The following is a 23,444-nucleotide window of genomic DNA, read 5'->3' as shown; positions in this document are numbered from 1 at the left end:
ATGGGGGAGTCGCGTCCCGCTCGTCGGGCGGTCGCTCCGCCTGTTTACCAGGTCGGGGCGCCACCCGAGTAGCGGGCGGCGCCCCGTGGGCCCCTCGTCAATCGACTTGGCGCGCAGTCGAGATCGGTCCGTGATCGAACCAGCCGTGCGTAGTCGGATCAGTACGCAGGCTGGGCGGCGCTCAGGTCCGCCTCCTGGTCCGGGTGACCGTCCGCGGTGAACGCCCGCCAGAGCTTGGCGTACGCCCCGTCCGCCGCGAGAAGTCCGGCGTGCGTGCCGTCCTCGACCACCTGGCCGTGGTGCAGCACGATCACCCGATCGGCTCGCTCGGCGGTGGTCAGCCGGTGTGCGATGACCAGCGTGGTGCGGCCGCCGGGCCGGCCGGACCGGCCGTCGCGCAGCCGGTCGGCGGCGTTGTTGACCGCGGCCTCGGTGGCCAGGTCGAGCGCGGCGGTGGCCTCGTCCAGCAGCAGGATGTCCGGGTCGACCAGTTCGGCGCGCGCCAGTGCGATCAACTGCCGCTGGCCGGCCGAGAGATTGCGGCCGCGGCCGGCCACCGTGTGCTGGTAACCACCGGACAGTCCGATGATCATCTCGTGGGCACCGACCGCCCTGGCGGCCGCCTGCACCTCGGCGTCGGAGGCGTCCGGGCGGCCGTACGCGATGGCGTCGCGCACCGTCCCGGCGAACAGGTACGCCTCCTGCGGCACCACGCCGAGGCGGTGCCGGTAGCCGGCCAGGTCGTACTTGGTGACGTCGATGCCGTCGATCCGCACCGTGCCGCCGGTCGCGTCGTAGAACCGGGCGACGAGCTTGACCAGCGTCGACTTCCCCGCGCCGGTCTCACCGACCAGCGCGACCGTCTGCCCGGCCGGGATCCGCAGCTCGACGCCGCTGAGCACGTCCGGGTTCTGCTCGCCGCCGCCGTTGTAGGCGAAGCTCACCTGGTCGAAGTGGATCTCGCCGCGCAGCCGCTCGACCGGGCGCGGATCGACGGCCTGCGGCGTGCTGGTCGGCGTGCGCAGCAGGTCGCGCGCCCTGCCGAGACCGACCGCGGCCTGCTGGTAGCCGTCGAAGATCTGCGAGAGCTGGTTGACCGGCGCGAAGAACAGGTCGATGTAGAGCAGGTAGGCGACCAGCGCCCCGACCGTGAGCGTGCCCGCGTTCACCCGCGAGGCGCCCGCGATCAGCACCAGCGCGGCGGCCACGCTGGAGAGGAACTCGACGAACGGGAAGTACAACGATATGTAGAGCTGCGCCTTGGCCCGCGCGTCGCGGTAGCTGCGGCCCCGGCTGACGAACCGCTCGATCGTGCCCGGCTCGCGCCGGAACGCCTGGACGATCCGCAGACCGGCCACGTTCTCCTGCAGGTCCGCGTTGACCGTGCTGATCAGCTCGCGCGACTCCTGGTACTGCGCCATCGACTTGCGCCGGAAGACCAGCGTCGCGACGGCCAGCACCGGCAGCACCGCGAAGACCAGCACCGCGAGGCCCGCGTCGATGATCAGCAGCGCGGCGAAGATCCCGACGAAGGTCAGCACGCTGACCACGGCCGTGACCACACCGGTCTGCAGGAAACTGGAGAGCGCGTCCACATCGGTGGTCATCCGGGTCATGATCCGGCCGGTCAGCTCGCGCTCGTAGTAGTCCAGGCCGAGCCGGTTGAGGTGGGCGAAGATCTTCAGTCGCAACGAGTACAGGACCCGCTCGCCGGTCCGGCCGCTGACCTTCGTCTCGGCGCTCTGCACCAGCCAGTCGAGCAGCACGACGACCAGGGCGGCCGCCGCGGCCGCGGTGACGCCCGACATCGCGGCCTTGGTGACGCCGTTGTCGATGCCCTGGCGGATCAGGATCGGCAGCACCAGACCGGCGCCGGCGTCCAGCGCGAGCAACACGAAGGCGAGCGAGAGCGGCACCCGGAACGGCTTGAGCAGGCGGGCGAGCGAGAACTTCGGGTCACCCGCGGCGGCCTCGGCGACCGGGACGCCCGGCAGGTCGTTCGCCGGCGGCAGCGCGGCGACCTTGGCCAGCAGCTCCGGGTCGGCCGAACCGCCAAGGGCCTGGGCGGCGACGCTGCGGTGCGGCGGGAGCGCCGGGGCCTCCTGGTCGCGGCGGCGCTCGGTCTCGTCGGGGTGCTCCTCGGCCGCGTCGAGTTCGGCCACCGGGTCGAGCTCGGCCTCGGGGTCGGTGATCAGCGCCCGGTACTGCGGACATCGCTCGACGAGTTCCTCGTGCGTGCCGAGGTCGAGCAGGTGGCCGTGGTCCAGGACGGCGATCCGGTCGGCGAGCTGCAGGGTCGAGCGGCGGTGGGCGATCAGCACGGTGGTGCGGCCGGCCATCACGGTACGCAGCGCGGTGTGGATCTCCGCCTCGATCCGCGGGTCGACGGCCGAGGTGGCGTCGTCCAGCAGCAGCACCCGCGGGTCGGCCAGGATCGCGCGGGCGAGCGCGATCCGCTGGCGCTGGCCGCCGGAGAGCGTCAGGCCCTGCTCCCCGACCATGGTCAGGTAGCCGTCGGACAGCTCGCGGACGAAGCCGTCGGCCTGCGCGGCGCGGGCGGCGGCGACCACCTCGTCCTCGGTCGCGTCGGGGCGGCCGAAGGCGATGTTGGCGCGCACGGTGTCGGAGAAGAGGAAGCTCTCCTCGGGCACGATGCCGACCACCGAGCGGACCGCGTCCAGCGTGAGGTCGCGCAGGTCGTGGCCGTAGAGGCGGATCGATCCGGCGCTCGGGTCGTAGAAGCGCGGGATCAGCTGGGCGACGGTGGACTTGCCGGAGCCGGAGGACCCGACCAGGGCCAGCGTCTCGCCGGGAGCCACTCGCAGGCTGAGGCCGCGCAGCACGGGGCGTGGCTCGGTTGCTTCGGTGGGGGTGGGTTCGGTTCGGTAGTGGAAGTCCACCTGCTCGAACTCCAGCGCCGGGACGGCTGCGTCCGCGGAGACCTTCGCCGCGATGTCCTCCGCCTGCTCCGCGGCGCTGTGCAGCGCGTCCGCGGTGTGCGCGCCCGGGCGCTCCTGCACCTGGGGGCGCTCGTCGATCAGCTCGAAGACCCGCTCGACGCCGGCCCGGGCCTGCTGGCCGACCGTCAGCACCACGGTGAGCATCCGGACCGGGCCGGTCATCTGCGCCACGTACGTGGAGAAGGCGACGAACGTGCCGAGCGTGACCTGGCCGTCCACCGCCAGCCACCCACCCAGCGCCAGTACCGCGACCTGGGCGAGTGCCGGGATCGCCTGGAGCGCCGGGGTGAACCGGCTGTTCAACCGGATCGCGCGCAGCCGCGCGCCGTACAGCGTGCGCGAGGCCCGTTCGAGCTTGCCGAGCTCCTGCTCCTCCTGGCCGAAGCCCTTGACCACCCGGACGCCGCCGATCGCCGCGTCCACCACGCCGGCCACCGCCGCGGCCTCCTGCTGGGCGGCCCAGGTCGCCGGGAAGAGCCGCTTGCGGCTCATCGAGGCGACCCACCAGAGTGCCGGGCCCATCACCAGGGCGATCAGCGTGAGCGGCAGCGAGAGCCAGAGCATCACCAGCAGCGACATGGCGAAGAGCAGCAGGTTGCCGGTCATCATCGGCAGCATCGAGAGCAGCCCGTGGATCAGCTGCAGGTCGGAGGTGGCGCGGCCGACCACCTGGCCGGTGTCGAGCCGGTCCTGCTTGGCGCCGTCCAGCCGGGTCAGCGAGCCGAAGAGGTCGTTGCGCAGGTCGAGCTGGACGTCCAGCGCGAGCTGACCCGCGGTGTAGCGACGGACCTGGGTGCAGACGAAGACCAGTAGCGCGGCGACGATCAGCGCAGCGGCCCACGGGGCGAGGGAGCGGGTGTGGGTGGTGATGACGTCGTCGATGATCAGCTTGGTGACCAGCGGGACGAGCGCCGTCACTCCCATGCCGGCCAGCGAGGCGCCGAAGGAGAGCAGGAAGTTGCGGCGGTAACGCCAGCAGTAGCCGTTCAGTCGACGCAGCCAGCCCTGAGCGGGCGCGGCGACCGGCGCCGGGGCTGAGGCCGGGGCCGGTGCGGCGGTGACAGGCGACGCGGCTGGGGACTTCTCCGCTCGGAGCGTCTGCGTTTCGGACGCTACCGCTTCGGACGTCACCGTTTCGGACGTCACCGCTTCCGGTATCTCCGCTTCGGGTATCTCCCTGGTGGATCCGTGAGTCTCAGGCATATTTAGGGATACTAACCATTTCGTGAGGCGGTCGTCCACGACTTATCGACCGCACCGACCGCGCCGCCGCCGAACTCGACTGCCGCCCAACCGGGCCACGACCGTCACCGGTCGCCCTGAGGGCGGACCGAACGCGTGACCTGGGGCAACACCCGACAGGTGGCAACGGCACCCCTGACGTTTTCCTTCCCTGCCAGCCTCCGCGATCAGGAGCACGGGCGCACCCGCCGCGGGACGGAGGCGCGCCGGTCGCTGGGCCTACGCCCCTGGTCGTTCGACGCCCGCCGAGGCGCGACCACCGTGCGCCTCGGCGGATACCGAAGGACCAGGGGCGCTCGCGCCGGCGGATCTCACGCCCCTGTGGAGCGTTCAGCCATTGCAGCCAGGGTCTTGCACGTCCACCTAGGACGCGTTAGGACGCGTCCGGCGCCGGCACGTCCGCCGGCCGGCCATCGGCGGCGGCTGCCGCGAAGGCACCCTGGGCCAGGCAGTGCAGCAGGGCGGCCATCTGCGCGCGCGGCAGCCGAGCCGAGCGGTCGCCGTGCGGCGGACGGACCCCGGCGCTGTGCGGGGTGGAGTTGAGCAGGCCGAAGACCGCGTGCACCGCGGCCCGCGCGGTCGGTTCGGCATCGGGTTCGGCGAGCTCCGGGAACGCGCTCCGGACCGCCTCGACCCACAGCTCCACGTAGCCGCGCTGCAGCCGCCGCACCCGGCGGCGGTCCTCCTCCTTGAGGTGGAGCAGCTCGCGGTCGTGCAAGGTGATCAGGTCGGCGTCGTCGAGCGCGAAGTCGACATGTCCACTGATCAGCGCGTCGAGTGCGGCCGCCGGGCCACCGGCCGCGCCGGCCCGGCGGCTGCCCTCCTCCAGCAGCCGCTCGCTGATCCCGACCAGGAGGTCGGCCAGCATCGCGTCCTTGCCGGAAAAGTGCCGGTAGAGGCCGGGGCCACTGATGCCGACCGCCTTGCCGATCTCGTCCACGCCCACGCCGAGGAAGCCGCGCGCCGCGAAGAGCCGCGCCGCCTCGCGGCGGATCTGGTCGCGGCGGGGGGTCGCAGGGGTGGCGGGCACGTTCGACATGCCCCCCATCGTAGACAGCGCGGTTATCGCTGGTTAACCTGACGGCAGGAGTTAACCACCATTAACTTGGCGACGTGATGCCCACCGGCTTCGCCCGTTCGCCTGGTTTCCGGGAGCAAGGGAGCTCTTGGGATGGCCCTGACGACACCCGGTTTCGCCGCTCAGCACCCCTGGGAGGCGGGCGGAGGTACAGCAGCCGGCGCTTACCCGGGCGGTTCTGCGCAGTTCGGCGTGAGCCCGGCGGCTGCCGCCCCCGCGCCACGGCTGCGCTCTGCCGTGGACCCGAGCTCGGACGCCTTCCGGACCAACACCGCGGCACACCGCGCCCTGGTCACGGAGCTGCGCGAGAAGCTCGCGGCCGCCGCACTGGGCGGCGGCGCCAAGGCCCGCGACCGGCACACCTCGCGCGGCAAGCTGCTGCCCCGGGACCGGGTGGACACGCTGCTCGACCCGGCCTCGCCCTTCCTGGAACTCGCCCCGCTGGCTGCCGACGGCCTGTACGACGGCGCGGCCCCGGCGGCCGGCGTGATCGCCGGCATCGGCCGGGTGGCCGGGCGCGAGGTGATGGTGGTCGCCAACGACGCCACCGTCAAGGGCGGCACGTACTACCCGATGACGGTGAAGAAGCACCTGCGGGCGCAGGAGGTGGCGCTGGAGAACCGGCTGCCCTGCATCTACCTGGTGGACTCCGGCGGCGCCTTCCTGCCGATGCAGGACGAGGTCTTCCCGGACCGCGATCACTTCGGGCGGATCTTCTACAACCAGGCCCGGCTCTCCGGTGCGGGCATCCCGCAGATCGCGGCGGTGCTCGGCTCCTGCACGGCCGGCGGCGCGTACGTCCCGGCGATGAGCGACCAGGCCGTGATCGTCCGCAACCAGGGCACGATCTTCCTCGGCGGGCCGCCGCTGGTGAAGGCGGCCACCGGCGAGGTCGTCACCGCCGAGGAGCTCGGTGGCGGCGAACTCCACTCCCGGACCTCGGGCGTGACGGACCACCTCGCCGAGGACGACGCGCACGCGCTCTCCATCGTGCGCACCATCGTGGACGGCCTCGGCCCGCGCGCCGCGCAGCCCTGGCCGCTCACGCCGGTCGAGCAGCCCGCGGTGGACCCGGCCGAGCTGTACGGCGCCGTGCCGGTCGACCCGCGCACGCCGTACGACGTCCGCGAGGTGATCGCCCGGCTGGTGGACGGCAGTCGCTTCGCCGAGTTCAAGGCCGAGTACGGCGCCACCCTGGTGACCGGCTTCGCCCGGATCCACGGGCACCCGGTCGGCATCGTCGCCAACAACGGCGTGCTGTTCGCCGAGTCGGCGCTCAAGGGCGCGCACTTCATCGAGCTCTGCGACCAGCGCGGCATCCCGCTGCTCTTCCTGCAGAACATCACCGGCTTCATGGTCGGCCGACAGTACGAGGCCGGCGGCATCGCCAAGCACGGCGCCAAGATGGTCACCGCGGTGGCCTGCACCCGGGTGCCGAAGCTGACCGTGGTCATCGGCGGCTCGTACGGCGCCGGCAACTACTCGATGTGCGGCCGGGCCTACTCCCCTCGCTTCCTGTGGATGTGGCCGGGGGCCAAGATCTCGGTCATGGGCGGCGAGCAGGCCGCCTCGGTTCTCGCCACCGTGCGCCGCGACCAGTTCGAGGCGCAGGGCCAGGAGTGGGCGCCGGAGGCCGAGGACGAGTTCAAGCGTCCGGTCCGGGAGCAGTACGAGCGGCAGGGCAACGCGTACTACGCCACCGCCCGGCTCTGGGACGACGGCGTGATCGACCCGATGGACACCCGGACGGTCGTCGGCCTCGCGCTGACCGCCTGCGCCAACGCCCCGCTCGCACCGCCCGCGCCGTACGGCGTGTTCCGGATGTGACCCCACCGGCCACCGGCGCCCGGGTTCCGGGCGCCGCCGGCCCTGTCCGTCCTGATCGTCGTCCGTAGCTTCACTCCCTTCGTCACGGAGGAACGCCTCCCATGTTCGACACCGTCCTGGTCGCCAACCGCGGCGAGATCGCCGTCCGGGTGATCCGCACCCTGCGGCGGCTCAGCGTCCGGTCGGTCGCCGTCTACAGCGACGCCGATGCCGACGCCCGGCACGTCCGCGAGGCCGACGTCGCCGTCCGGCTCGGGCCGACCGACCGCAGCGACAGCAGCGCCGCCGAGACCTATCTGCGCGGCGACCAGATCATCGCCGCAGCACTGCGCACCGGTGCGCAGGCCATCCACCCGGGCTACGGCTTCCTCGCGGAGAACCCCGGCTTCGCCCGGGCGTGCGCCGAGGCCGGCCTGGTCTTCATCGGCCCGCCGGCCGCAGCCGTGGAGCTGATGGGCGACAAGATCAACGCCAAGGAGGCCGTCCGCGCGGTGGGCGTCCCGGTGGTGCCGGGCAGCCGCGGCGGTGCGTCCAGCGACGAGGAGCTCATCCGGGCGGCCGAGGAGATCGGCTACCCGGTACTGATCAAGCCATCGGCCGGCGGCGGCGGCAAGGGCATGCGGCTGGTCCGCGACCCGGCCGAGCTGCCCGCCGAGCTGACCGCCGCGCGCCGGGTCGCCCGGACCGCCTTCGGCGACGACACGCTCCTCCTCGAACGCTGGGTGGACCGGCCCCGGCACATCGAGGTGCAGGTGCTGGCGGATGCCCACGGCACCACCGTGCACCTCGGTGAGCGCGAGTGCAGCCTTCAGCGGCGTCATCAGAAGCTGATCGAAGAGGCTCCCTCCGTTCTGCTGAACCCGGCGACCCGGGATGCGATGGGTACCGCCGCCGTCCGTGCGGCGCAGGCCTGTGGCTACACCGGCGCCGGCACGGTGGAGTTCATCGTGCCGGGCGACGACCCGGACGCGGCCCCGCAGGAAACCGCCTCGCCCGACGCCGTGCGCGACTTCTTCTTCATGGAGATGAACACCCGCCTGCAGGTGGAGCACCCGGTGACCGAGCTGGCGGTCGCGATCACCCGGTCCGCGTCGGCGAGCCCGGCCGGTTCGGCCACCGCCACCGGTGCCGAGGCCGGCGCCGGTTCCGGCGGTGCGGCTGTGGCTGCGGCTCCGGAGCGGCTCGACCTGGTCGAGTGGCAGCTGCGGGTCGCCGCCGGTGAGTCCCTGTCCTTCACCCAGTCGGACATCTCCTTCCTCGGCCATGCGATCGAGGCCCGGATCTGCGCCGAGGACCCCGCTCGCGACTTCCTGCCGACCGGTGGCCGGATCCTGCTGCTGGACGAACCGCGTGGCGAGGGCATCCGGGTCGACTCCGGCCTCACCGCGGGCACCACGGTCGCCAGCGTCTACGACCCGATGCTGGCCAAGGTCATCGCCTACGGCCCCGACCGCCAGACCGCGCTGCTCCGACTGCGCGCCGCGCTCGCGGACACCCGGATCCTCGGCCTGACCACCAATGCCGGCTTCCTGCGCAGGCTGCTCGCACTTCCCGAGGTGGTCACGGGCCGACTCGACACCGGTCTGGTCGAGCGGGCCGCCCAGCAGTACCCAGAGCTGCTGACGGACCAGCACGACCAGTACGACCGAGGCGACCGCGGTGCCCAGCACGGCCGGCCGGACACCACGCCGACCGCATCCGCCGAGACAGCCGTCTCCGCTTCGGGCTCCGTGCCCGCGGCACCGGACTCCGTCTACCTCGCCGCGGCACTCGTGCGGCACCTTCGGCTCGCCCCCGCCGCAGTGGGCGGCTGGGCCAACCCCTTCGCGCTCCCTTCCGGTTGGCGACTGGCCGGCGAACCGGCCTGGACGACGCACCGACTCCGGATCGCCGGGCACGATCCGGTGGTGGTGCGAGTACGACCCGTCAGTGCCGACACCGTAGTCGAGGGCACTGACAGTTCATCAGGGATCTCCTCGGACCTGCTGGTCCGTCTGGGTGATGGTCCGATCCGCCGGGCCCGCGCCGCACTCGACGCCACGGATCTGTCGCTCACTCTGGACGGCCTGCGCTCCACGTTTGCACACGCCACTGACAGCGCCGCCCCGGCCGGCGGCGGCCCGGCGGCCGCCGGGCCGGTGATCTGGCTCGGCCGGCAGGGCGACAGCTGGGCGGTGCACCCGTACGACCCGGTGGCCGACCGCAGTTCGGCCGCCGACACGCAGCACGGCGCCCTCACCGCGCCGATGCCCGGCACCGTCACCGTGGTCAAGACCGCGGTCGGCGAGCTGGTCCGGCGCGGCCAGCCGCTGCTGGTGCTGGAGGCGATGAAGATGGAGCACGTGATCGCCGCGCCGTACGACGGCACGGTCAGCGAGCTGCACGCCGGCGCCGGCGCCACCGTGGCGATGGAGCAGCTGCTGGTCGTGGTCCTGCCGACGGAGGCCGACGAGGCGACCCCGGACGCGGCGGCACAGGCCGGAGCGGCGCAGTCCGACAGCACCGGCAGCACCGGCACGGAATCTGCGGAGGTGGCGTCATGACGAGTACTCAGAAGTCGGGCAGCCAGGGCCCGGGCACCGGGGAATCGGCGGCGGAGCAGTCCGCGGCCCGCGAGCCCGGTGTGCTCGAGCTCGGCCTGCCCAGTGTGGTGCGCGATCCGGCGCTGCCCGCCCGGGTGCGGATCCACGAGGTCGGCGCACGCGACGGGCTGCAGAACGAGAGTTCACTGGTCCCGGTCGAGCTGAAGGCCGAGTTCATCGCACGGCTCGCCGCCGCCGGATTGCGGACGGTGGAGGCCACCAGCTTCGTTCACCCGAAATGGGTACCCCAACTGGCCGACGCCGAGGAGCTGATGCCGCGGATCACCGGCCTGCGCGATCAGTATCCGGGCCTTCGGCTGCCGGTGCTGGTCCCCAACGAACGCGGCCTGGACCGCGCGCTGGCGCACGGCGCCGACGAGGTCGCGGTGTTCGCCAGCGCCACCGAGTCCTTCGCCCGGCGCAACCTGAACCGGTCGGTGGCCGAGGTGCTGGAGATGTTCCGCCCCGTGGTGGAGCGGGCGACCGGCCAGGGCGTCGCGGTCCGCGGCTACCTCTCGATGTGCTTCGGCGACCCGTGGGAGGGCCCGGTCCCTCCGCAGCAGGTGGTCGATGCCGGGCTGGGGCTGATCGATCTCGGCTGCACCGAACTCAGCCTCGGCGACACCATCGGCGTCGCCACTGCGGGGCAGGTGACCGGGCTGCTCGACGCGTTCGAGCGGTCCGGGGTCCCGGTGGACCGGCTCGCCGTCCACTTCCACGACACGTACGGCCAGGCGCTGGCCAACACGCTGGCCGCGCTGCGACGTGGCGTGACCGTGGTCGACTCCTCGGCCGGCGGACTCGGCGGCTGCCCGTACGCGAAGAGCGCCACCGGCAACCTCGCGACCGAGGACCTGGTCTGGATGCTGCACGGCCTGGGCATCGAGACCGGCGTCGACCTCGCCGCCCTGGCCGCCACCAGCGCCTGGCTGGCCGGGGAGTTGGGTCGGCCCAGCCCCTCGCGCGCCGTGCAGGCGCTGGCCGGGCCGACCGGCGCACGGACGGCCGAGAGCTGACCGGGAGGGCGCCGATCCGCGCGCCCTCCCGCTGACGGTCACCGAGATCGTCGGGCCGCTCCGATACACGGCACCCGAGACGCGCCGCGCAGGTGACTGCGAGCCGGCCATGCGCGCCGGCGTGCGCCGTCCCTGCCCACGTCACACCCCTCACCACTTCACATCCGGACCACTCGCCCGGATGACCCACTGGAGGATCTGATGCTCGACCACCGCCTGGATTCCGAGTACGAGGAACTGCGCCGCACGGTCGCCGAGTTCGCCAACGACGTGGTCGCTCCGACGATCGGCGAGTTCTACGAGCGGGAGGAGTTCCCGTACGAGATCGTCAAGGAGATGGGTCGGATGGGCCTCTTCGGCCTGCCCTTCCCCGAGGAGTACGGCGGCATGGGCGGCGACTACTTCGCGCTCTGCCTGGCGCTGGAGGAACTCGCCCGGGTGGACTCCTCGGTGGCCATCACCCTGGAGGCCGGCGTGTCCCTGGGGGCGATGCCGATCTACCGGTTCGGCACCGAGGAGCAGAAGCGCGAGTGGCTGCCGCGGCTCGCCGCGGGCGAGATGCTCGGCGCGTTCGGCCTGACCGAGCCGGAGGGCGGCTCGGACGCGGGCGCGACCCGGACCACGGCCCGCTTCGACGAGGCGACCCGGGAGTGGGTGATCAACGGGACGAAGTGCTTCATCACCAACTCCGGCACCGACATCACCGGACTGGTCACCGTCACCGCGCTCACCGAACCGATCGCTCGTTCGAGTGAAGGGGGTGCTGATCACTCGTCAAAGCGGGAGATCTCCTCCATCATCGTGCCTGTCGGCACCCCCGGGTTCCAGGTGTCGAAGAAGTACTCCAAGGTCGGGTGGAACGCATCCGACACCCGCGAACTGTCCTTCACCGACTGCCGAGTTCCCGAAGCCAATCTCCTCGGCCAGCAGGGCCGAGGCTACGCCCAGTTCCTGCGGATCCTCGACGAGGGCCGCATTGCCATCGCAGCGCTGTCCACCGGCCTGGCCCAGGGCTGCGTGGACCAGTCGGTCAACTACGCCGCGACCCGACGCGCCTTCGGACGCGAGATCGGGTCCAACCAGGCCATCCAGTTCAAGATCGCCGACATGGAGATGCGCGCGCACATGTCGCGCCTCGCCTGGCGTGACGCGGCCTCCCGGCTGCTGCTCGCCGAACCGTTCAAGAAGGAGGCGGCCATTGCGAAGCTCTACTCCTCCGAGGCCGCGGTCGACAACGCCCGCGAAGCGACTCAGATCCACGGCGGCTACGGCTTCATGAACGAGTACCCGGTCGCCCGCTTCTGGCGCGACAGCAAGATCCTGGAAATCGGTGAGGGCACCTCCGAGGTCCAGCGGATGCTGATCGCGCGAGAGCTGGGCATGAAGTACTGATCCATAGTCAACTGAACTAACGTCATGCCGGCCTTTACCGGGGTGCCCTCCTGAGACTCGTCAGTGGCTGGTTTCAGCCGGAGGGGCCCCGGTCAGGCGGCAGCTGCGCTCGGCCCACGCAACCGGCACGCGAGACGAGCCCACGGACGCCGTGCGGCCGACGAGGTCGTGCGGTGAAGGAGTCAGCCGGCAGTGGAGTCAGACCGCCAACTCAGACCGCCAACAGGGTCCGGCGGTCAGGCAATCAGCCCGGCGCGGGCAGGCTCAGACTTCAGGCTCAGGGGATGACGATGACCGGGCGGTTGGCGCGGCGGGCCAGCCGACCGGAGACGGAGCCGAAGAGGCGCCCCAGCAGCCCGTGCGTGGTCCCGACGACGATCGCGTCGGCAGCGTACTCCTTGCCGACCTCCTCGATCTCGTGGCAGATGTCGCCGCCGCGCTCGACCAGGATCCAGGGCACCCCGGCGAGGAAGTCGGCACAGGCGAGCTCGAGTCCGAGCACCTCGGTCCGGTGGTCGGGCGTGTCGACGAAGACCGGCGGCTCGCAGCCTGCCCAGACGGTGGCGGGGAGCCGGTTCGCCACATGCACGATGACCAGCCCGCAACGGGAACGGCGGGCCATGCCCACGGCATAGGCGAGCGCGCGCTCGCTGGAGAGCGATCCGTCGAAACCGACGACAACGCCATGCTGGAACGCCGGGTCGCAGGACCGCGACACCTGGGTCTTGAGGTCCGGCGTCTGCCCCTTCAGGGGCGCCGAGTGCCGGGAGTTCTGGGACTTCACGTCGCCTCCGCCATCCTTGCCGACACCGGACACGGCGCCGACACCATCCAATGCTCCGGTCGACGTGGCGACCGACTCTTCGCGCAGTTCCTGTCGCGGCTGTTCGCGACGCTGCCGCGACTTCGGCCACCCCCGCAGCGTCCAGCCAGGACGCTGACGGGACGGCCGGGTGCGACCGGACACGGAATCCGTACGGGAGATATCCGTAGCCCCGAGAAATCCGTACGGATCTACCGATCGGTGAGACTCAAAACCGGCCATGAATCGAGACTCTTCGAGTGAGGTGGGCCGACAAGGAGGACAGCGCTGCCCAGGCGGCAGGCCATTCATTGGCACGTAGTCGGTGGAGGCCGAGTAGCACCGTAAGTGACCTGTTCCTTTCAGAGTACGACGAGCGGACGTAGCCGCCCAGCCTTTAGGGCCGGATACGGCAACGATCCCGCTAATGGCGGCGGCGCGAAGTTATCGGCACGCGCCCTGCGGGGGAAGATCGCGCCCTCTGCTTCACGAGGTTCCCTGGAGCTTGCCTGACAGACTCTGCCAACGCAACAGGTCGGCCACGCACGGTAGGTGGCGAATCGGACGTCGCTGCGACCCGCCGGTGCCGGTGTGGCGGGTGAGGGCACAGAGCAAAGGGGAGAGACGACTGGAACACGAGAGGCACCGAGGGACCGGCCGAGGGCGTCGGACGGGCAGCAGCGGGTGGCCGCCGCACAGTTGGCGGGAGCGACGGGGTCGGTCGCCGGCAGGTCCCAGGAAGCGAACGGGCTGCCCACGGGCGGTGAGCAGGCGGGCCATGGGCGGTGAGCGGCAGGCGGCGGCCTGTGGGCAGTGGCTGATCTGCGATGCAGGCTTCCTCCGAGCTCCCGCCGCTGGCAGCATGCACGCCATGCCGCTGCTCCTCTTAGATCTCGACAACACACTGCTCCCCCGCGATGCCGCCTACCGGGCCTGGGCGGAAGACTTCCTCGCCGAGTACCGCCTGCCACCCGACGAGCTCGACTGGCTGACCACGATCGACGGCGGCGGCTACGTCCCCCGCAGGACCGTGCTCGGCGCCGCTCTTCGCCGGTACGGCCTGGACCTGTCGATGGATGCCCTGTTCGCGCACTACCGCCGGGGGATCAATTCGCACATACGCTGCCCTGGTTCCCATCTCAAGGCACTGCGCAGCGCCAGGGCGGCGGGCTGGACGCTCGCCATCGTGAGCAACGGCGGGACCAGACCACAGCTGGACAAGATCCGGCGCACCGGGCTCGGGGCCCTGGTGGACGCCTGGGTGGTCTCGGAGGAGGCGCGCTGCGCCAAGCCGGACCCGCTGATCTTCGAGATTGCCGCGCAGCGCTGCGGAATCGCGCTCTCGTCGGCTTGGACCACGCAGACCTGGATGATCGGCGACCACGCCCCCGCCGATATCGCGGGAGCGACGGTGGCCGGCATTCGCAGCGTCTGGCTGGACCACGGGCGCCCGTGGTCGGAGCGTGGCTATCGGCCGACGCTCAGCGCGCCAGGGCTGCCGGAGGCCGTCGGACTGGTCCTGGGCGCCCAGGCGGCCCTGGCGGAGGGTGAGCGAGCGGGGAAAGCCACGTCTCGGGCCTGGCCAACGACGGCGCCCCGGGCGGCGATGCCGGAGGCGGCAGCGCCAGGTGCAGCGATACCGGCGGTAGCGCTGCCGGCGGTGGTGCTGTCAGGGGCGACAGCGGCGGCGGGAGGGCTGCCGCTGGGAGTGGCAGCGGAATGGGCGCAACCACAGGATTTGGTGCCGTAACCGACCCAACTGCTCCGGCCAGGGACGTGGATGAGAATCCGGTCGGCCACCGGACGGACACAGCGGCTGCGCCGAGCGCGAGGTGCACGAGGGGACGAGCGGGCGGCGACGCGGCGGGACGGTGGGCGGTGGGGGCAAGGAGTGCGTCGTTCAAGTGTGGAAGGAAAGGAGGGTTTGGCGAGAGCGACGCGTTCCGTCGTTCGACCGTGGAGACCAACGGCTGTGGGTACTGGGAACCGGACGGAAGGGTCGACTGGCTCAGCCGACTCGGCAAACGAAGGGCTCAGCGGCTTGCACTCACCTGCTCTCATCGGGCGGAGTGATTGAACCTTTAAATAACAATAGTTTGAATACGTTGCATTGGGTGACTCGATTATCTGAACGCAGTCGCGGGAGCCCGCGAGCATGCGGCGCCGAGCAGCGCGGAATTCTCCACCGCCGAGACCGTGCGATCAAGAGAGGCAGGGCCGGCTTCGAGCTCGGCCGGGATGCCGGAGACGGCCGGGCGACCGTTCGGTGGCAGCTGCCCGCCATTGGCCTGTTCGAGCCGGCCGCCGGGACGGCGACCGCGTCGCACGTCGCCGGCGTGCATCGCCCACGCGTGAGCCGATGCCATGGGAAGTCGGCGAGCCGCGCGGCCTGGTGCGCCCGTGCCATGCGCGGAGGACTCGATGACGGCGGAGCGACCGAGCCGGCCGGCCGCGCCGGCGAGCCGAGCCGGCGGTCGGCCCGGCGGGGAGCTCGCGGCAGCGTGCGCAGGCGCGCACATGCACCGTGCGCCCCTGGTCCGCAACACCGATTTTCAGTCAGTTTCATTCCTGCCGGGTGACGTTGGACATACCTCCAGGCCACGAAGCCCCAGGAGGTCAGCGATCGGTCGCCGCCAAGGGTCCGCCGTACAGCAACCAGCCACCGGCCCACCCGCCCCCTTCCCAGAGGGGTCGACGGGTGCCACGCTTCGTGATCGAATGCATCACGCCAAATTGCCATGTCGACATAGCGTCGGATGGTGAACTTGTCACAACGGCAACGATCCACCCAGTAGATTCGATCTTGTTGAGCAGTGCCGCATCACCACACCACACCACCGAGGGGGCTTGGGCGCCTTGAACAGGGTGAGCAGGAGCGAGACAGGTCCTGACAGCGGTCACTCCCCGGCCGACCGCGCTAGCCGCGCTCTCAGAAGTTCCGCCCCGCTCACCACGTCGGCGAAGCCCGTCGCCCACCCAACCGCCGACACCAATCCGGTCACTGCTCGCGCGTCCGCACCCGGCTCCGGTCCCGCCGCATCCGCTGCGCCCGGCCATGGGAGCGCTCCGTTCGCCGCCTTCCCCGACGAGATCGAGGCAGGCCGTCGGACGGGCCGTCAGGATCAGATGCCCCCTCAGCACGCGGCAGGCTACTCGGCATCCGGTTATGCCTTCGAGGCGGACGGGCCGATGGAGAGCGAAGAGCCCGCCAGCTTCTTCGCGGCCGGCAGCACGGGAGGCACCGGGAGTACCGGCGGTGCCGGCAGTGCCGGCGGCCCGGGCAGTGCGGGCGGCGCCGGCGGCACCGCCCCCGGCCATGCGGCGCGCAAGCTCGCCGGGCGGCGGCGCCGGGAGACGGTGGCGGTGCTGCTGTTCGGCGGCGCACCGATCTTCGAGAGCTCGATCCCGCTCTCCGTCTTCGGCGTGGACCGCCAGGACGCCGGCGTCCCGCGCTACCGGCTGCTGGTCTGCGCCGGCGAGGAAGGCCCGCTCACCACGACCGGCGGCGTCACCCTCACCGCACCGTTCGGGCTGGAGGCGCTGGCCCGGGCCGGCACGATCGTCGTCCCGGCCTGGCGCTCGATCTCCCAGCCGCCACCGGTCGAGGCGATCGCAGCGCTCCGCAAGGCCCATCACGAGGGCGCGCGGATCATCGGGCTCTGCACCGGCGCCTTCGTCCTCGCGGCAGCGGGTCTGCTGGACGGGCGGCCGGCCACCACGCACTGGATGTACGCACCGACGCTGGCCAAGCGGTACCCGCGAGTTCACGTGGATCCGCGTGAACTCTTCGTCGACGACGGCGATGTGCTCACCTCGGCGGGCACGGCAGCCGGGATCGACCTGTGCCTGCACGTGGTGCGCAGCGACCACGGCGTCGAGGCCGCGAACGCGCTGGCCCGCCGCCTGGTGGTGCCGAACCGTCGCAGTGGCGGCGGTCAGGCCCAGTACATCGACCAGTCATTACCAGAAGAGATCGGGAACGATCCGCTGGCCGAGGTGGTCACCTGGGCGCTGGAGAACCTCAACCAGCAGTTCGACGTCGAGGTGCTGGCCGCGCGTGCCTACATGAGCCGGCGCACCTTCGACCGGCGGTTCCGCACGCTCACCGGCAGCGCCCCGTTGCAGTGGCTGATCACCCAGCGGGTGCTCCAGGCGCAGCGGTTGCTGGAGACCTCGGAGCTGTCCGTGGACGACGTCGCGCGGCGTTGCGGGTTCCGTTCCCCGGTGGCACTGCGCGGGCACTTCCGGCGACAGCTCGGCGTGTCGCCGGCCGCGTACCGGACCAGCTACCGGGCACGACGCCCGGGCGTCGGCCCGGCGGTCGGCGTGCCGCCGCAGGGCGGCGCCGGGGACCGGACCGCCGGTCTGGCCGGCGGCCCCGGGGCGACGGGCGTCGTCGGCGCAGGCGGCCAGACCGGCGCGGCCGGTCAGGCCGGCATGGCCGGGCCGGGGACGGCCACGCACGGCGGGTACCAGGGACTCTCGGGCGGTCAGGGTCAGGGCTCGGCGGGCGGGGTGACGCCGGGTCAGGGCGGTGCGGGCGCGTACGGGGTGCCGGGCAAGGCCGGGTACGCCGGGCAGCCGGGATTCACCGGCCCGGGCACGGGCAGCCAGTCGAGCGCGGGCGCCGGTGCGGGTGCGGGTACGGCGGGGGCAGCGAGCGGTGCGGGTGCGGGTGTGGGTGCCGGGCGAGGCGGAGCCGGCGGGAAGGGACGCGGTCCGTCGTCCCCGGGGGCGTTGCCGCCGCCGGGGAAGAACCGGATACGACCGCTCGTCCCGCCGCAGCCCGGCCCGGCCACCCGGCGCGGACCGGCCCGGCCGGTCGAGCACGCGGTGGCCGAGGACGGCCACTCCCAGCCGAGCGCGCGGGGCATGGGTCTCGGCGTCTCACGGGACGGCCGGGGTCCGGCCACCTCCAGCGAGGCACGGAGGAGTCCCGGGTCGGGCGGAATGGGTACCGGCGGTCCGGGGACCGGCGGCGTAGGGAACGGTGGGGCGACGGGCCAGGGCAGCGGGGGCGGTCCGGTCCGTCCGGGCAGTACCGGCGGACCGGGTGGCGCGGCGGGCTCGGCCGGCGGCCAGCGCATGCAGGGGGCGGCTCTCGGCCGCACCCGGCCGAGCGGGCCGGGCGCGGCGGCTGGTGGCGCGGCGGGACGGGGCGGCGTGCCCCGGGGCGCCGGGTCGGCACCGGGTGGGCTTCCGCAGGGCGGACTCCCGCAGGGTGGGCTTCCGCAGGGTGGGCTTCCGCAGGGCGGCCCGGGCGGTGTTCGCAAGCCCGACGCGCCGTCGGGTGCGGGTCCTGCGGCGAGCGGCGGTTCGGCGGGTGAACCCGGCGGGGAATGACCTGCCGTGTGCGGGTCCGACGGCCGGATGGCCCATCGGCAGGTGGCCCCGGCGGCCAGCGGGCAGGAGCGCGCGGGGTCCGGCGGCGAGCGGCGGATCAGCAGCGGATCAGTGGCTGGGCCTGCGGGCAGGGAATCGCGGGGGCCGGGGTTGGTGCGTGGATGGTGGGGCCGGGCCGGGTTAGTGGTCCGGCGGAGCCGGGCACGGGTGGCGGTGCGGGTCTGGTGGCGGGGCCAGCTGAGGCCCCGCCAGCTCGCGCGTCAGGCAGACCGCTGGTGAGCTGGCGGGCTTATAGGTGTCGAGCGGCGTGGTCGGTGCCGAGTAAGCGTGGCAGCGATGACGGCGGCCGGAGGGTGGGCGCGGGTTCCGGCAGCAAGGCCGAAGCAGGGGGCTGGACCGGCGCGGGCTGGGGTGGATCCGAGCGCTGGAACCGGCCAGGAGTCGCCCGGAGCCCGGAGCCATGCGCCCGGGCGGGGCGTGGGCACGGGTGCCGCGGCCGAACGCAGTCTGGGGGCATCGGGCGAGGAGCCGGGCCGGAGGCGCGCGAGGGCACTGGGCTAGGAGCCAGTGGGGGGCCGATCCGGACTCTGGGGTCGGGGCCCGGGTTGATGGTTGGCCTGGGACGCGGTCCTTCTGGGCGTCTGCCACTGCCCGCGATGGCGGGGGGCACCGTAGGGTGAGTCATGTGAACGACCGTTTGGTATGGATCGACTGTGAAATGACCGGCCTGGACCTCGATCGGGATGCGCTGATCGAGGTGGCCGCGCTGGTCACCGACTCCGAGCTCAACATCCTCGGCGAGGGCGTGGACATCGTGATCCGGCCACCGGACGCCGCGTTGGCGACCATGCCGGAGGTGGTCCGCGAGATGCACACCTCCTCCGGGCTGCTCGACGAGCTGGCCGGCGGGGTGACGCTGGCCGAGGCCGAGAAGGCGGTGCTCGACTACATCCGTGAGTACGCGCCGGAGGCCGGGAAGACGCCGCTGTGCGGCAACTCGGTGGCCACCGACCGCGGCTTCCTCTCCCGGGACATGCCGGCACTGGAGGGGCACCTGCACTACCGGATCGTGGACGTCTCCTCGATCAAGGAGCTGGCCCGCCGCTGGTACCCGAGGGCGTACTACAACAGCCCGCAGAAGGGCGGCAGCCACCGCGCGCTGGCGGACATTCGGGAGAGCATCGCGGAACTGCGCTACTACCGCGAGACCGTGTTCGTGCCGCTGCCCGGTCCGGACGGGGACAGCGCTCGCGCCGCTGCCGCCAAGTACCAGCTGCCTGCGGACTGAACCGAACCACCCGCAGGCGGGCGGGGGTGTGACGGCCGCCACTTCGGTGCCCTCACCCCCGCTGTCCTGGGAAACCCTGGCGCGAGCACCCTCTCGGATCCTGTAGAGTTCTTTCTGTCAGCGCGGGAACGCGAGAGCGGGAAAGCGGCTGATAGATGGTGGGTGTAGCTCAGTTGGTAGAGCACCTGGTTGTGGTCCAGGTGGCCGCGGGTTCGAGTCCCGTCACTCACCCCATCTGATCAAGGTCTGACCAGCAAGTTTGGTCAGACCTTGATCCATTTCCAAGATATGTCAGCACGACGTCATCACGGACCCCCATTTGGGGGTCTACCGTCATGCCATGGCGACGATCAGAGAGCGCTCTCGCAAGGACGGCGGCATCACCTACGCCGTCCTCTGGCGGGCTGGCGGCGGACGCAACGGCAAGCAGGAGTCCGAGAACTTCCCCGATACCGACGAGCAAGCCAAGGAGAAGGCCGAACTCTTCCGCGGTCTCGTCGATCTCAACGGCCAGCAGTGGCCGCCCGGATGGGTCCGCGGCCAGGGCTTCGTCCAGCAGGAGCCCGAAGCCAACCGGGGAAACGACATGCCACTGGCCGTCTGGGCCCATCGAGTCGTGGACCGCCTCACTGGCATTGAGGGTCGAACCCGCAAGGACTACAAGCGGGACATCGACAACCACATCGCCAACGTCCTCGTCCACACCGAAGACAACGCAAGAGTGACGCCGGCCACCGTTGCCAACGTGACCGCCGATGACATCTCCGACTGGGTCCGCGCCCAGGAAAGCGGGCAGAAGAACCCCGACGATCCCGAGAAGTGGCTCAGGCGCCCCGCCGCCCCGAAGACCATTGCCAACCGACACGGCATGCTCTTCAGCATCTTCCAGGCCGCCGTGGAGGCCGAACCGCCCCTTCGGACGTCCAACCCGTGCTCGAAGACGAAACTTCCGCGATTGGACAGCGGCACCGAGGACGAGATGACGTTTCTCGAACATGCGGAGTATCAGCGGATCCGTGCGGAGCTGCTCCTCATCAATCGTGGTGACGGGGTAGACATTGCGGACGTCCTCGTTGGAACGGGCTTGCGATGGGGCGAGCTGAGTGCTCTTCAGGTCCGGGACCTGAGTCTCAACGGGCCGATGCCGACCCTGCGCGTTCAGCGGGCCTGGAAGCGACAGGAGGACAACACTCGTAGGCTCGGGCCGCCGAAGACGAGGAAGAGCCGGCGCACGATCGCACTCTCCCCGCACGTCGCGGAGATCCTTCGGCGCCTCAGTGTGGCCAAGGGTCCGGAGGGCTTCATCTTTCTGACGGCCTGGGGCAATGCCTGGCGGCATGACAACTACTACCAGCGCCGATGGATGCCTGCTGTTGCCAATGCCCAGCGAAAGGGGCTCCCCAAGAGCCCCCGACTGCACGATCTACGCCATACGCATGTGGCGTGGTTGATCGGCAAGAACGTGCCGCTGCCGGCGATCCAAGCGCGCCTCGGGCACGAGTCCATCACCACGACCGTGGACCGGTACGGGCATCTCGTGCGGGGGCTGGACGGGGAGATCGTGGCCGCCATCGAAGCTGCGATGGCCGTGGACGATAGCCCGGGGCTGCGCCTGGTTGATCGCCTCGCCTAGCAGGCTTCCGAACACTGGGGCGGCTGACCGTGGCCGCCCCAGTGCTGCTCCCACATGTGTGAGTCGATGGCTTCCTGCATCAGATCCTGCAGTTCGGCCGCGGCGACTTCGCTCATCTCGGTCTCCACGACGGCAAAGCCGACGAAGCCCTCACCATCAACCCTGGCGGCCATCCGGCCGTCGGGAAGCTTCTTCACCAGCGTGACTCGTGCTGTGACATGCGGCTCAGCGCGCGTGTCCGGCATCCAGCGCCCTCCTAGGGTTTCTGCAGCGGCGGCAGAGTTCGGGCGCACGGCTCAAACCCCTGCGACAGCGCAGGTTACCTACATCGCCCCCCAGGCGGATGCCCCATAGTGCCGCATTCGGCTGACAAGCGGAAGATCCTCAACCGTCTTCTCGCTCGCCCCGCTGGCTCCGGGCGAAGATCTCCGCGAGATCGGCCAAATCTCGCCGCCCCTCCTCGGACAATTCGGCCATCCGGGCCACGACGGCGCGGACCGATCCGTCCGCGCTCCACTCGGCATCGTCGTGCTCGATGCCCATGAACTGAGCCCCGGCGGCTCTGGCCACGACTTGGTACGGCAGCCGAAGCCCCCGTGCTAGCGACTCAAGGCGGGGCTTGCGCGGGATCTCCTTCAAGAGCCCGTTTTCGAGGCGGCTGATCCAGCTGCTGTTGAGGTCTGGCTCCTCGCAGGCTACGACGAGCTGGGACATGCTCAGCCCCAGTTCTTCGCGCCGACTCTTCACCAGCCTGGACAGGTGATCTCGCGTTTCAGTCGCCATGATGGCCATCATCTCTCGTCTCCCCGGTGGACGTGTCTACTGGTGTGCCTCGTGTGAAGTGCTGGACGTGAGGTCGGACCGCCGCTCATTGCACCACGGGGACGCATTGTCCACTCCTGGGGGTGGCGCACGCCAGGGCGCACGCGGGAATGCGGCATGAACGCGCCATTCCCATGGTGCAACATCTTGCCCATCCCATGGGGGTAGACATTGCGTCCCCTCCATGGAATGCTGAAGTCACTCCCACAGGGGAGCGATTCGTTGCAGGAGGACGCGATGTCCAATGCCCCAATCCCACGGTTTCGCCTGCGAAACCCCCCGCTGCTCAGGACGCTCATGCAGCACACCGGAGACGGAACCCGCACAAGCGTCAGGGACCTCGCCCGGCTCGCAGATGTACACCCGTCGTTCATTGGCAAGTTGATAGCGGGCGAGCAAGAAACCGCGGACATGCCCGTTGCTGCAGCGGTCGCCGCCCGTATCGGCGTCGATCTACTGGTTCTGTGGTCGCCAGCCCAGCGCGCCGACGCAGCGCTCGCGGCAGCCAAGGACGCGGCATGAACGCCCAGTTGTACGGCTACGAGGCCGCCGCTGAGATCACAGACCTACCGGAAACCTGGCTGCGCCGCCACATCAACGAGTTGCCGCACTGCAAGTTCGGGCAGCACGTGAAGTTCCGGGAGCAACACCTCGTGGAGATCGCCGAGATGCACGAAGTCCGGCCCGGTGCCCCGGCAGCCGCACCGAACGTGCCACCCGCACTGCTGGAACTGCGCCCTGGACGGGCGCCCCGTGGCCGGCGCCGCAGCGCCTGAAACCAAAAGCGGGCCGCCCGGTTGCGACCCGGACGACCCTCGGCCAACTCCACCCCACTGACTCTGACGAAAGCGAGGCGCGGCCATGAGCCAGCCTACAGATCTTCGCCCGACGGTCACCGTCGGCACCCTCCACGAGCTCAACAAGCACTTCCTGTCCGGCTATCGCGGTCTGGCGGTTGGCGGCCGGTACGAGCGCCGCGACGGGCAATTGGTCGGCCTCGGCGGCCTGCGATGGCAGCTGATCACCAACACGGCGGTGTACGAGATCACGACCGGCGAGGACGAGGTGCTGCCGGATCTGCCGGTGGTACGCGCCATGCGCCCGGCCACCTGCCACTCCGTGGCGAACACCGGGGTCGAGGTGGCGGCGTGAGTACCGCAACCGCGCCGGTATCGGAGAAGAAGGACCCGGAGCAGTCCCTGTTCGACGCGATCTGTGACCGCTGCGGCCGGAACCCGCTGGCGTGGTCCACGCAGACGCGCCGCCTGTTCCGCAAGCGCATCGCGAAGTGCCGCAAGTGCACTGGCAAGGGCGGTACCAAGTGACTGCCCGCCAGTTGATCGCCTACGCGCGCCTCCGCCGAGCCTTGCACGCCAAGCGGACCTGCTGCGGCGGCCAGTGCTCGACCTCACAGGAGGCGATCGCTCTCCAGTCGCTGTGCCCGTGTGGTTGCGGGCGA

General features: G+C 71.2%; 16 protein-coding genes, 1 tRNA gene and 1 pseudogene. 13 read left to right on the top strand and 5 right to left on the bottom strand.

What is annotated here, in order from left to right; genetic code table 11:
* Positions 1-158 precede the first annotated feature (158 nt).
* A complete protein-coding gene (locus AC060L_RS25015; RefSeq protein ID WP_483801158.1) occupies positions 159-3,959 on the bottom strand; it encodes an ABC transporter ATP-binding protein in 3,801 nt (1,266 codons plus the stop codon).
* Between the two features lie 616 nt (positions 3,960-4,575).
* A complete protein-coding gene (locus tag AC060L_RS25010; RefSeq protein ID WP_483801146.1) occupies positions 4,576-5,250 on the bottom strand; it encodes an SACE_7040 family transcriptional regulator in 675 nt (224 codons plus the stop codon).
* 123 nt (positions 5,251-5,373) lie between these two features.
* Here AC060L_RS25010 and AC060L_RS25005 point away from each other — a divergent pair, with 123 nt between their 5' ends.
* From AC060L_RS25005 to AC060L_RS24990, 4 genes are all read left to right on the top strand, one after another.
* On the top strand, positions 5,374-7,107 hold the full coding sequence (locus AC060L_RS25005) for a carboxyl transferase domain-containing protein (protein WP_483801145.1): 1,734 nt from the start codon (positions 5,374-5,376) through the stop codon (positions 7,105-7,107).
* 101 nt (positions 7,108-7,208) lie between these two features.
* Positions 7,209-9,650: an acetyl/propionyl/methylcrotonyl-CoA carboxylase subunit alpha gene (locus AC060L_RS25000; RefSeq protein ID WP_483801144.1), complete on the top strand. Its 2,442-nt coding sequence runs from the start codon at positions 7,209-7,211 to the stop codon at positions 9,648-9,650.
* Entirely contained in the window at positions 9,647-10,705 is a 1,059-nt protein-coding gene (locus AC060L_RS24995; RefSeq protein ID WP_483801143.1) for a hydroxymethylglutaryl-CoA lyase, read from the top strand. Before AC060L_RS25000 ends, AC060L_RS24995 begins: the two co-directional genes overlap by 4 nt.
* Positions 10,706-10,906: 201 nt before the next feature.
* Positions 10,907-12,097 carry an acyl-CoA dehydrogenase family protein gene (locus AC060L_RS24990; RefSeq protein WP_483801142.1) on the top strand — a complete coding sequence of 397 codons (1,191 nt, stop codon included), beginning with the start codon at positions 10,907-10,909 and terminating at the stop codon, positions 12,095-12,097.
* 277 nt (positions 12,098-12,374) lie between these two features.
* Here AC060L_RS24990 and AC060L_RS24985 read toward each other — a convergent pair whose 3' ends face one another.
* The gene (locus tag AC060L_RS24985; protein ID WP_483801157.1) at positions 12,375-12,848 is read right to left on the bottom strand and encodes a universal stress protein; all 474 of its coding nucleotides are present in this window, start codon (positions 12,846-12,848) and stop codon (positions 12,375-12,377) included.
* 922 nt (positions 12,849-13,770) lie between these two features.
* On the opposite strand from AC060L_RS24985, the gene AC060L_RS24980 reads away from it, so the two are divergent.
* The 5 genes and pseudogenes from AC060L_RS24980 to AC060L_RS24960 all read left to right on the top strand — a co-directional run bounded on the left by AC060L_RS24980 (position 13,771) and on the right by AC060L_RS24960 (position 21,163).
* Positions 13,771-14,649, top strand: a complete 879-nt coding sequence (locus AC060L_RS24980) for an HAD family hydrolase (protein WP_483801141.1) — start codon at positions 13,771-13,773, stop codon at positions 14,647-14,649.
* 1,556 nt (positions 14,650-16,205) lie between these two features.
* Positions 16,206-17,286 (top strand): annotated as a pseudogene (locus AC060L_RS24975) (helix-turn-helix domain-containing protein); the annotation flags it as partial.
* 1,641 nt (positions 17,287-18,927) lie between these two features.
* Positions 18,928-19,530 (top strand): oligoribonuclease, encoded by a 603-nt coding sequence (orn, locus tag AC060L_RS24970; protein WP_483801140.1) that lies wholly within the window; start codon positions 18,928-18,930, stop codon positions 19,528-19,530.
* Between the two features lie 158 nt (positions 19,531-19,688).
* Positions 19,689-19,764, top strand: a tRNA-His gene (locus AC060L_RS24965).
* A 106-nt stretch (positions 19,765-19,870) separates the two neighbouring features.
* Positions 19,871-21,163, top strand: a complete 1,293-nt coding sequence (locus AC060L_RS24960) for a tyrosine-type recombinase/integrase (RefSeq protein WP_483801139.1) — start codon at positions 19,871-19,873, stop codon at positions 21,161-21,163.
* Here AC060L_RS24960 and AC060L_RS24955 read toward each other — a convergent pair.
* Both AC060L_RS24955 and AC060L_RS24950 read right to left on the bottom strand, forming a co-directional pair.
* Positions 21,160-21,408, bottom strand: a complete 249-nt coding sequence (locus AC060L_RS24955; protein ID WP_483801138.1) for a hypothetical protein — start codon at positions 21,406-21,408, stop codon at positions 21,160-21,162. The genes AC060L_RS24960 and AC060L_RS24955 overlap by 4 nt on opposite strands.
* A gap of 139 nt (positions 21,409-21,547) precedes the next feature.
* Positions 21,548-21,958, bottom strand: a complete 411-nt coding sequence (locus AC060L_RS24950; protein ID WP_483801137.1) for a helix-turn-helix domain-containing protein — start codon at positions 21,956-21,958, stop codon at positions 21,548-21,550.
* A 324-nt stretch (positions 21,959-22,282) separates the two neighbouring features.
* On the opposite strand from AC060L_RS24950, the gene AC060L_RS24945 reads away from it, so the two are divergent.
* The 4 genes from AC060L_RS24945 to AC060L_RS24930 all read left to right on the top strand — a co-directional run bounded on the left by AC060L_RS24945 (position 22,283) and on the right by AC060L_RS24930 (position 23,310).
* Positions 22,283-22,507, top strand: coding sequence for a helix-turn-helix domain-containing protein (locus AC060L_RS24945; RefSeq protein WP_483801136.1), 225 nt, complete (start codon positions 22,283-22,285; stop codon positions 22,505-22,507).
* Complete coding sequence (locus AC060L_RS24940) at positions 22,504-22,761, top strand: helix-turn-helix domain-containing protein (RefSeq protein WP_483801135.1); 258 nt, start codon at positions 22,504-22,506, stop codon at positions 22,759-22,761. Before AC060L_RS24945 ends, AC060L_RS24940 begins: the two co-directional genes overlap by 4 nt.
* 85 nt (positions 22,762-22,846) lie before the next feature.
* Positions 22,847-23,137, top strand: coding sequence for a hypothetical protein (locus AC060L_RS24935; RefSeq protein WP_483801134.1), 291 nt, complete (start codon positions 22,847-22,849; stop codon positions 23,135-23,137).
* A complete protein-coding gene (locus tag AC060L_RS24930; RefSeq protein WP_483801133.1) occupies positions 23,134-23,310 on the top strand; it encodes a hypothetical protein in 177 nt (58 codons plus the stop codon). Before AC060L_RS24935 ends, AC060L_RS24930 begins: the two co-directional genes overlap by 4 nt.
* Positions 23,311-23,444 lie beyond the last annotated feature (134 nt).

The organism is Kitasatospora sp. NEAU-69 (assembly GCF_057158765.1).
Note: the sequence above shows the minus strand (reverse complement) of the source record. Positions and strands in the feature narration are given on the sequence as shown.

Coding starts and splice junctions, on each gene's coding strand:
- AC060L_RS24955 (WP_483801138.1), bottom strand. CDS start 21,408: ATGCCGGACACGCGCGCTGAGCCGCATGTCACAGCACGAGTCACGCTG.
- AC060L_RS24990 (WP_483801142.1), top strand. CDS start 10,907: ATGCTCGACCACCGCCTGGATTCCGAGTACGAGGAACTGCGCCGCACG.
- AC060L_RS25000 (WP_483801144.1), top strand. CDS start 7,209: ATGTTCGACACCGTCCTGGTCGCCAACCGCGGCGAGATCGCCGTCCGG.
- AC060L_RS24935 (WP_483801134.1), top strand. CDS start 22,847: ATGAGCCAGCCTACAGATCTTCGCCCGACGGTCACCGTCGGCACCCTC.
- AC060L_RS24940 (WP_483801135.1), top strand. CDS start 22,504: ATGAACGCCCAGTTGTACGGCTACGAGGCCGCCGCTGAGATCACAGAC.
- AC060L_RS24945 (WP_483801136.1), top strand. CDS start 22,283: ATGCAGCACACCGGAGACGGAACCCGCACAAGCGTCAGGGACCTCGCC.
- AC060L_RS25005 (WP_483801145.1), top strand. CDS start 5,374: ATGGCCCTGACGACACCCGGTTTCGCCGCTCAGCACCCCTGGGAGGCG.
- AC060L_RS24960 (WP_483801139.1), top strand. CDS start 19,871: ATGGCGACGATCAGAGAGCGCTCTCGCAAGGACGGCGGCATCACCTAC.
- AC060L_RS24995 (WP_483801143.1), top strand. CDS start 9,647: ATGACGAGTACTCAGAAGTCGGGCAGCCAGGGCCCGGGCACCGGGGAA.
- AC060L_RS25010 (WP_483801146.1), bottom strand. CDS start 5,250: ATGGGGGGCATGTCGAACGTGCCCGCCACCCCTGCGACCCCCCGCCGC.
- AC060L_RS24950 (WP_483801137.1), bottom strand. CDS start 21,958: ATGATGGCCATCATGGCGACTGAAACGCGAGATCACCTGTCCAGGCTG.
- AC060L_RS24980 (WP_483801141.1), top strand. CDS start 13,771: ATGCCGCTGCTCCTCTTAGATCTCGACAACACACTGCTCCCCCGCGAT.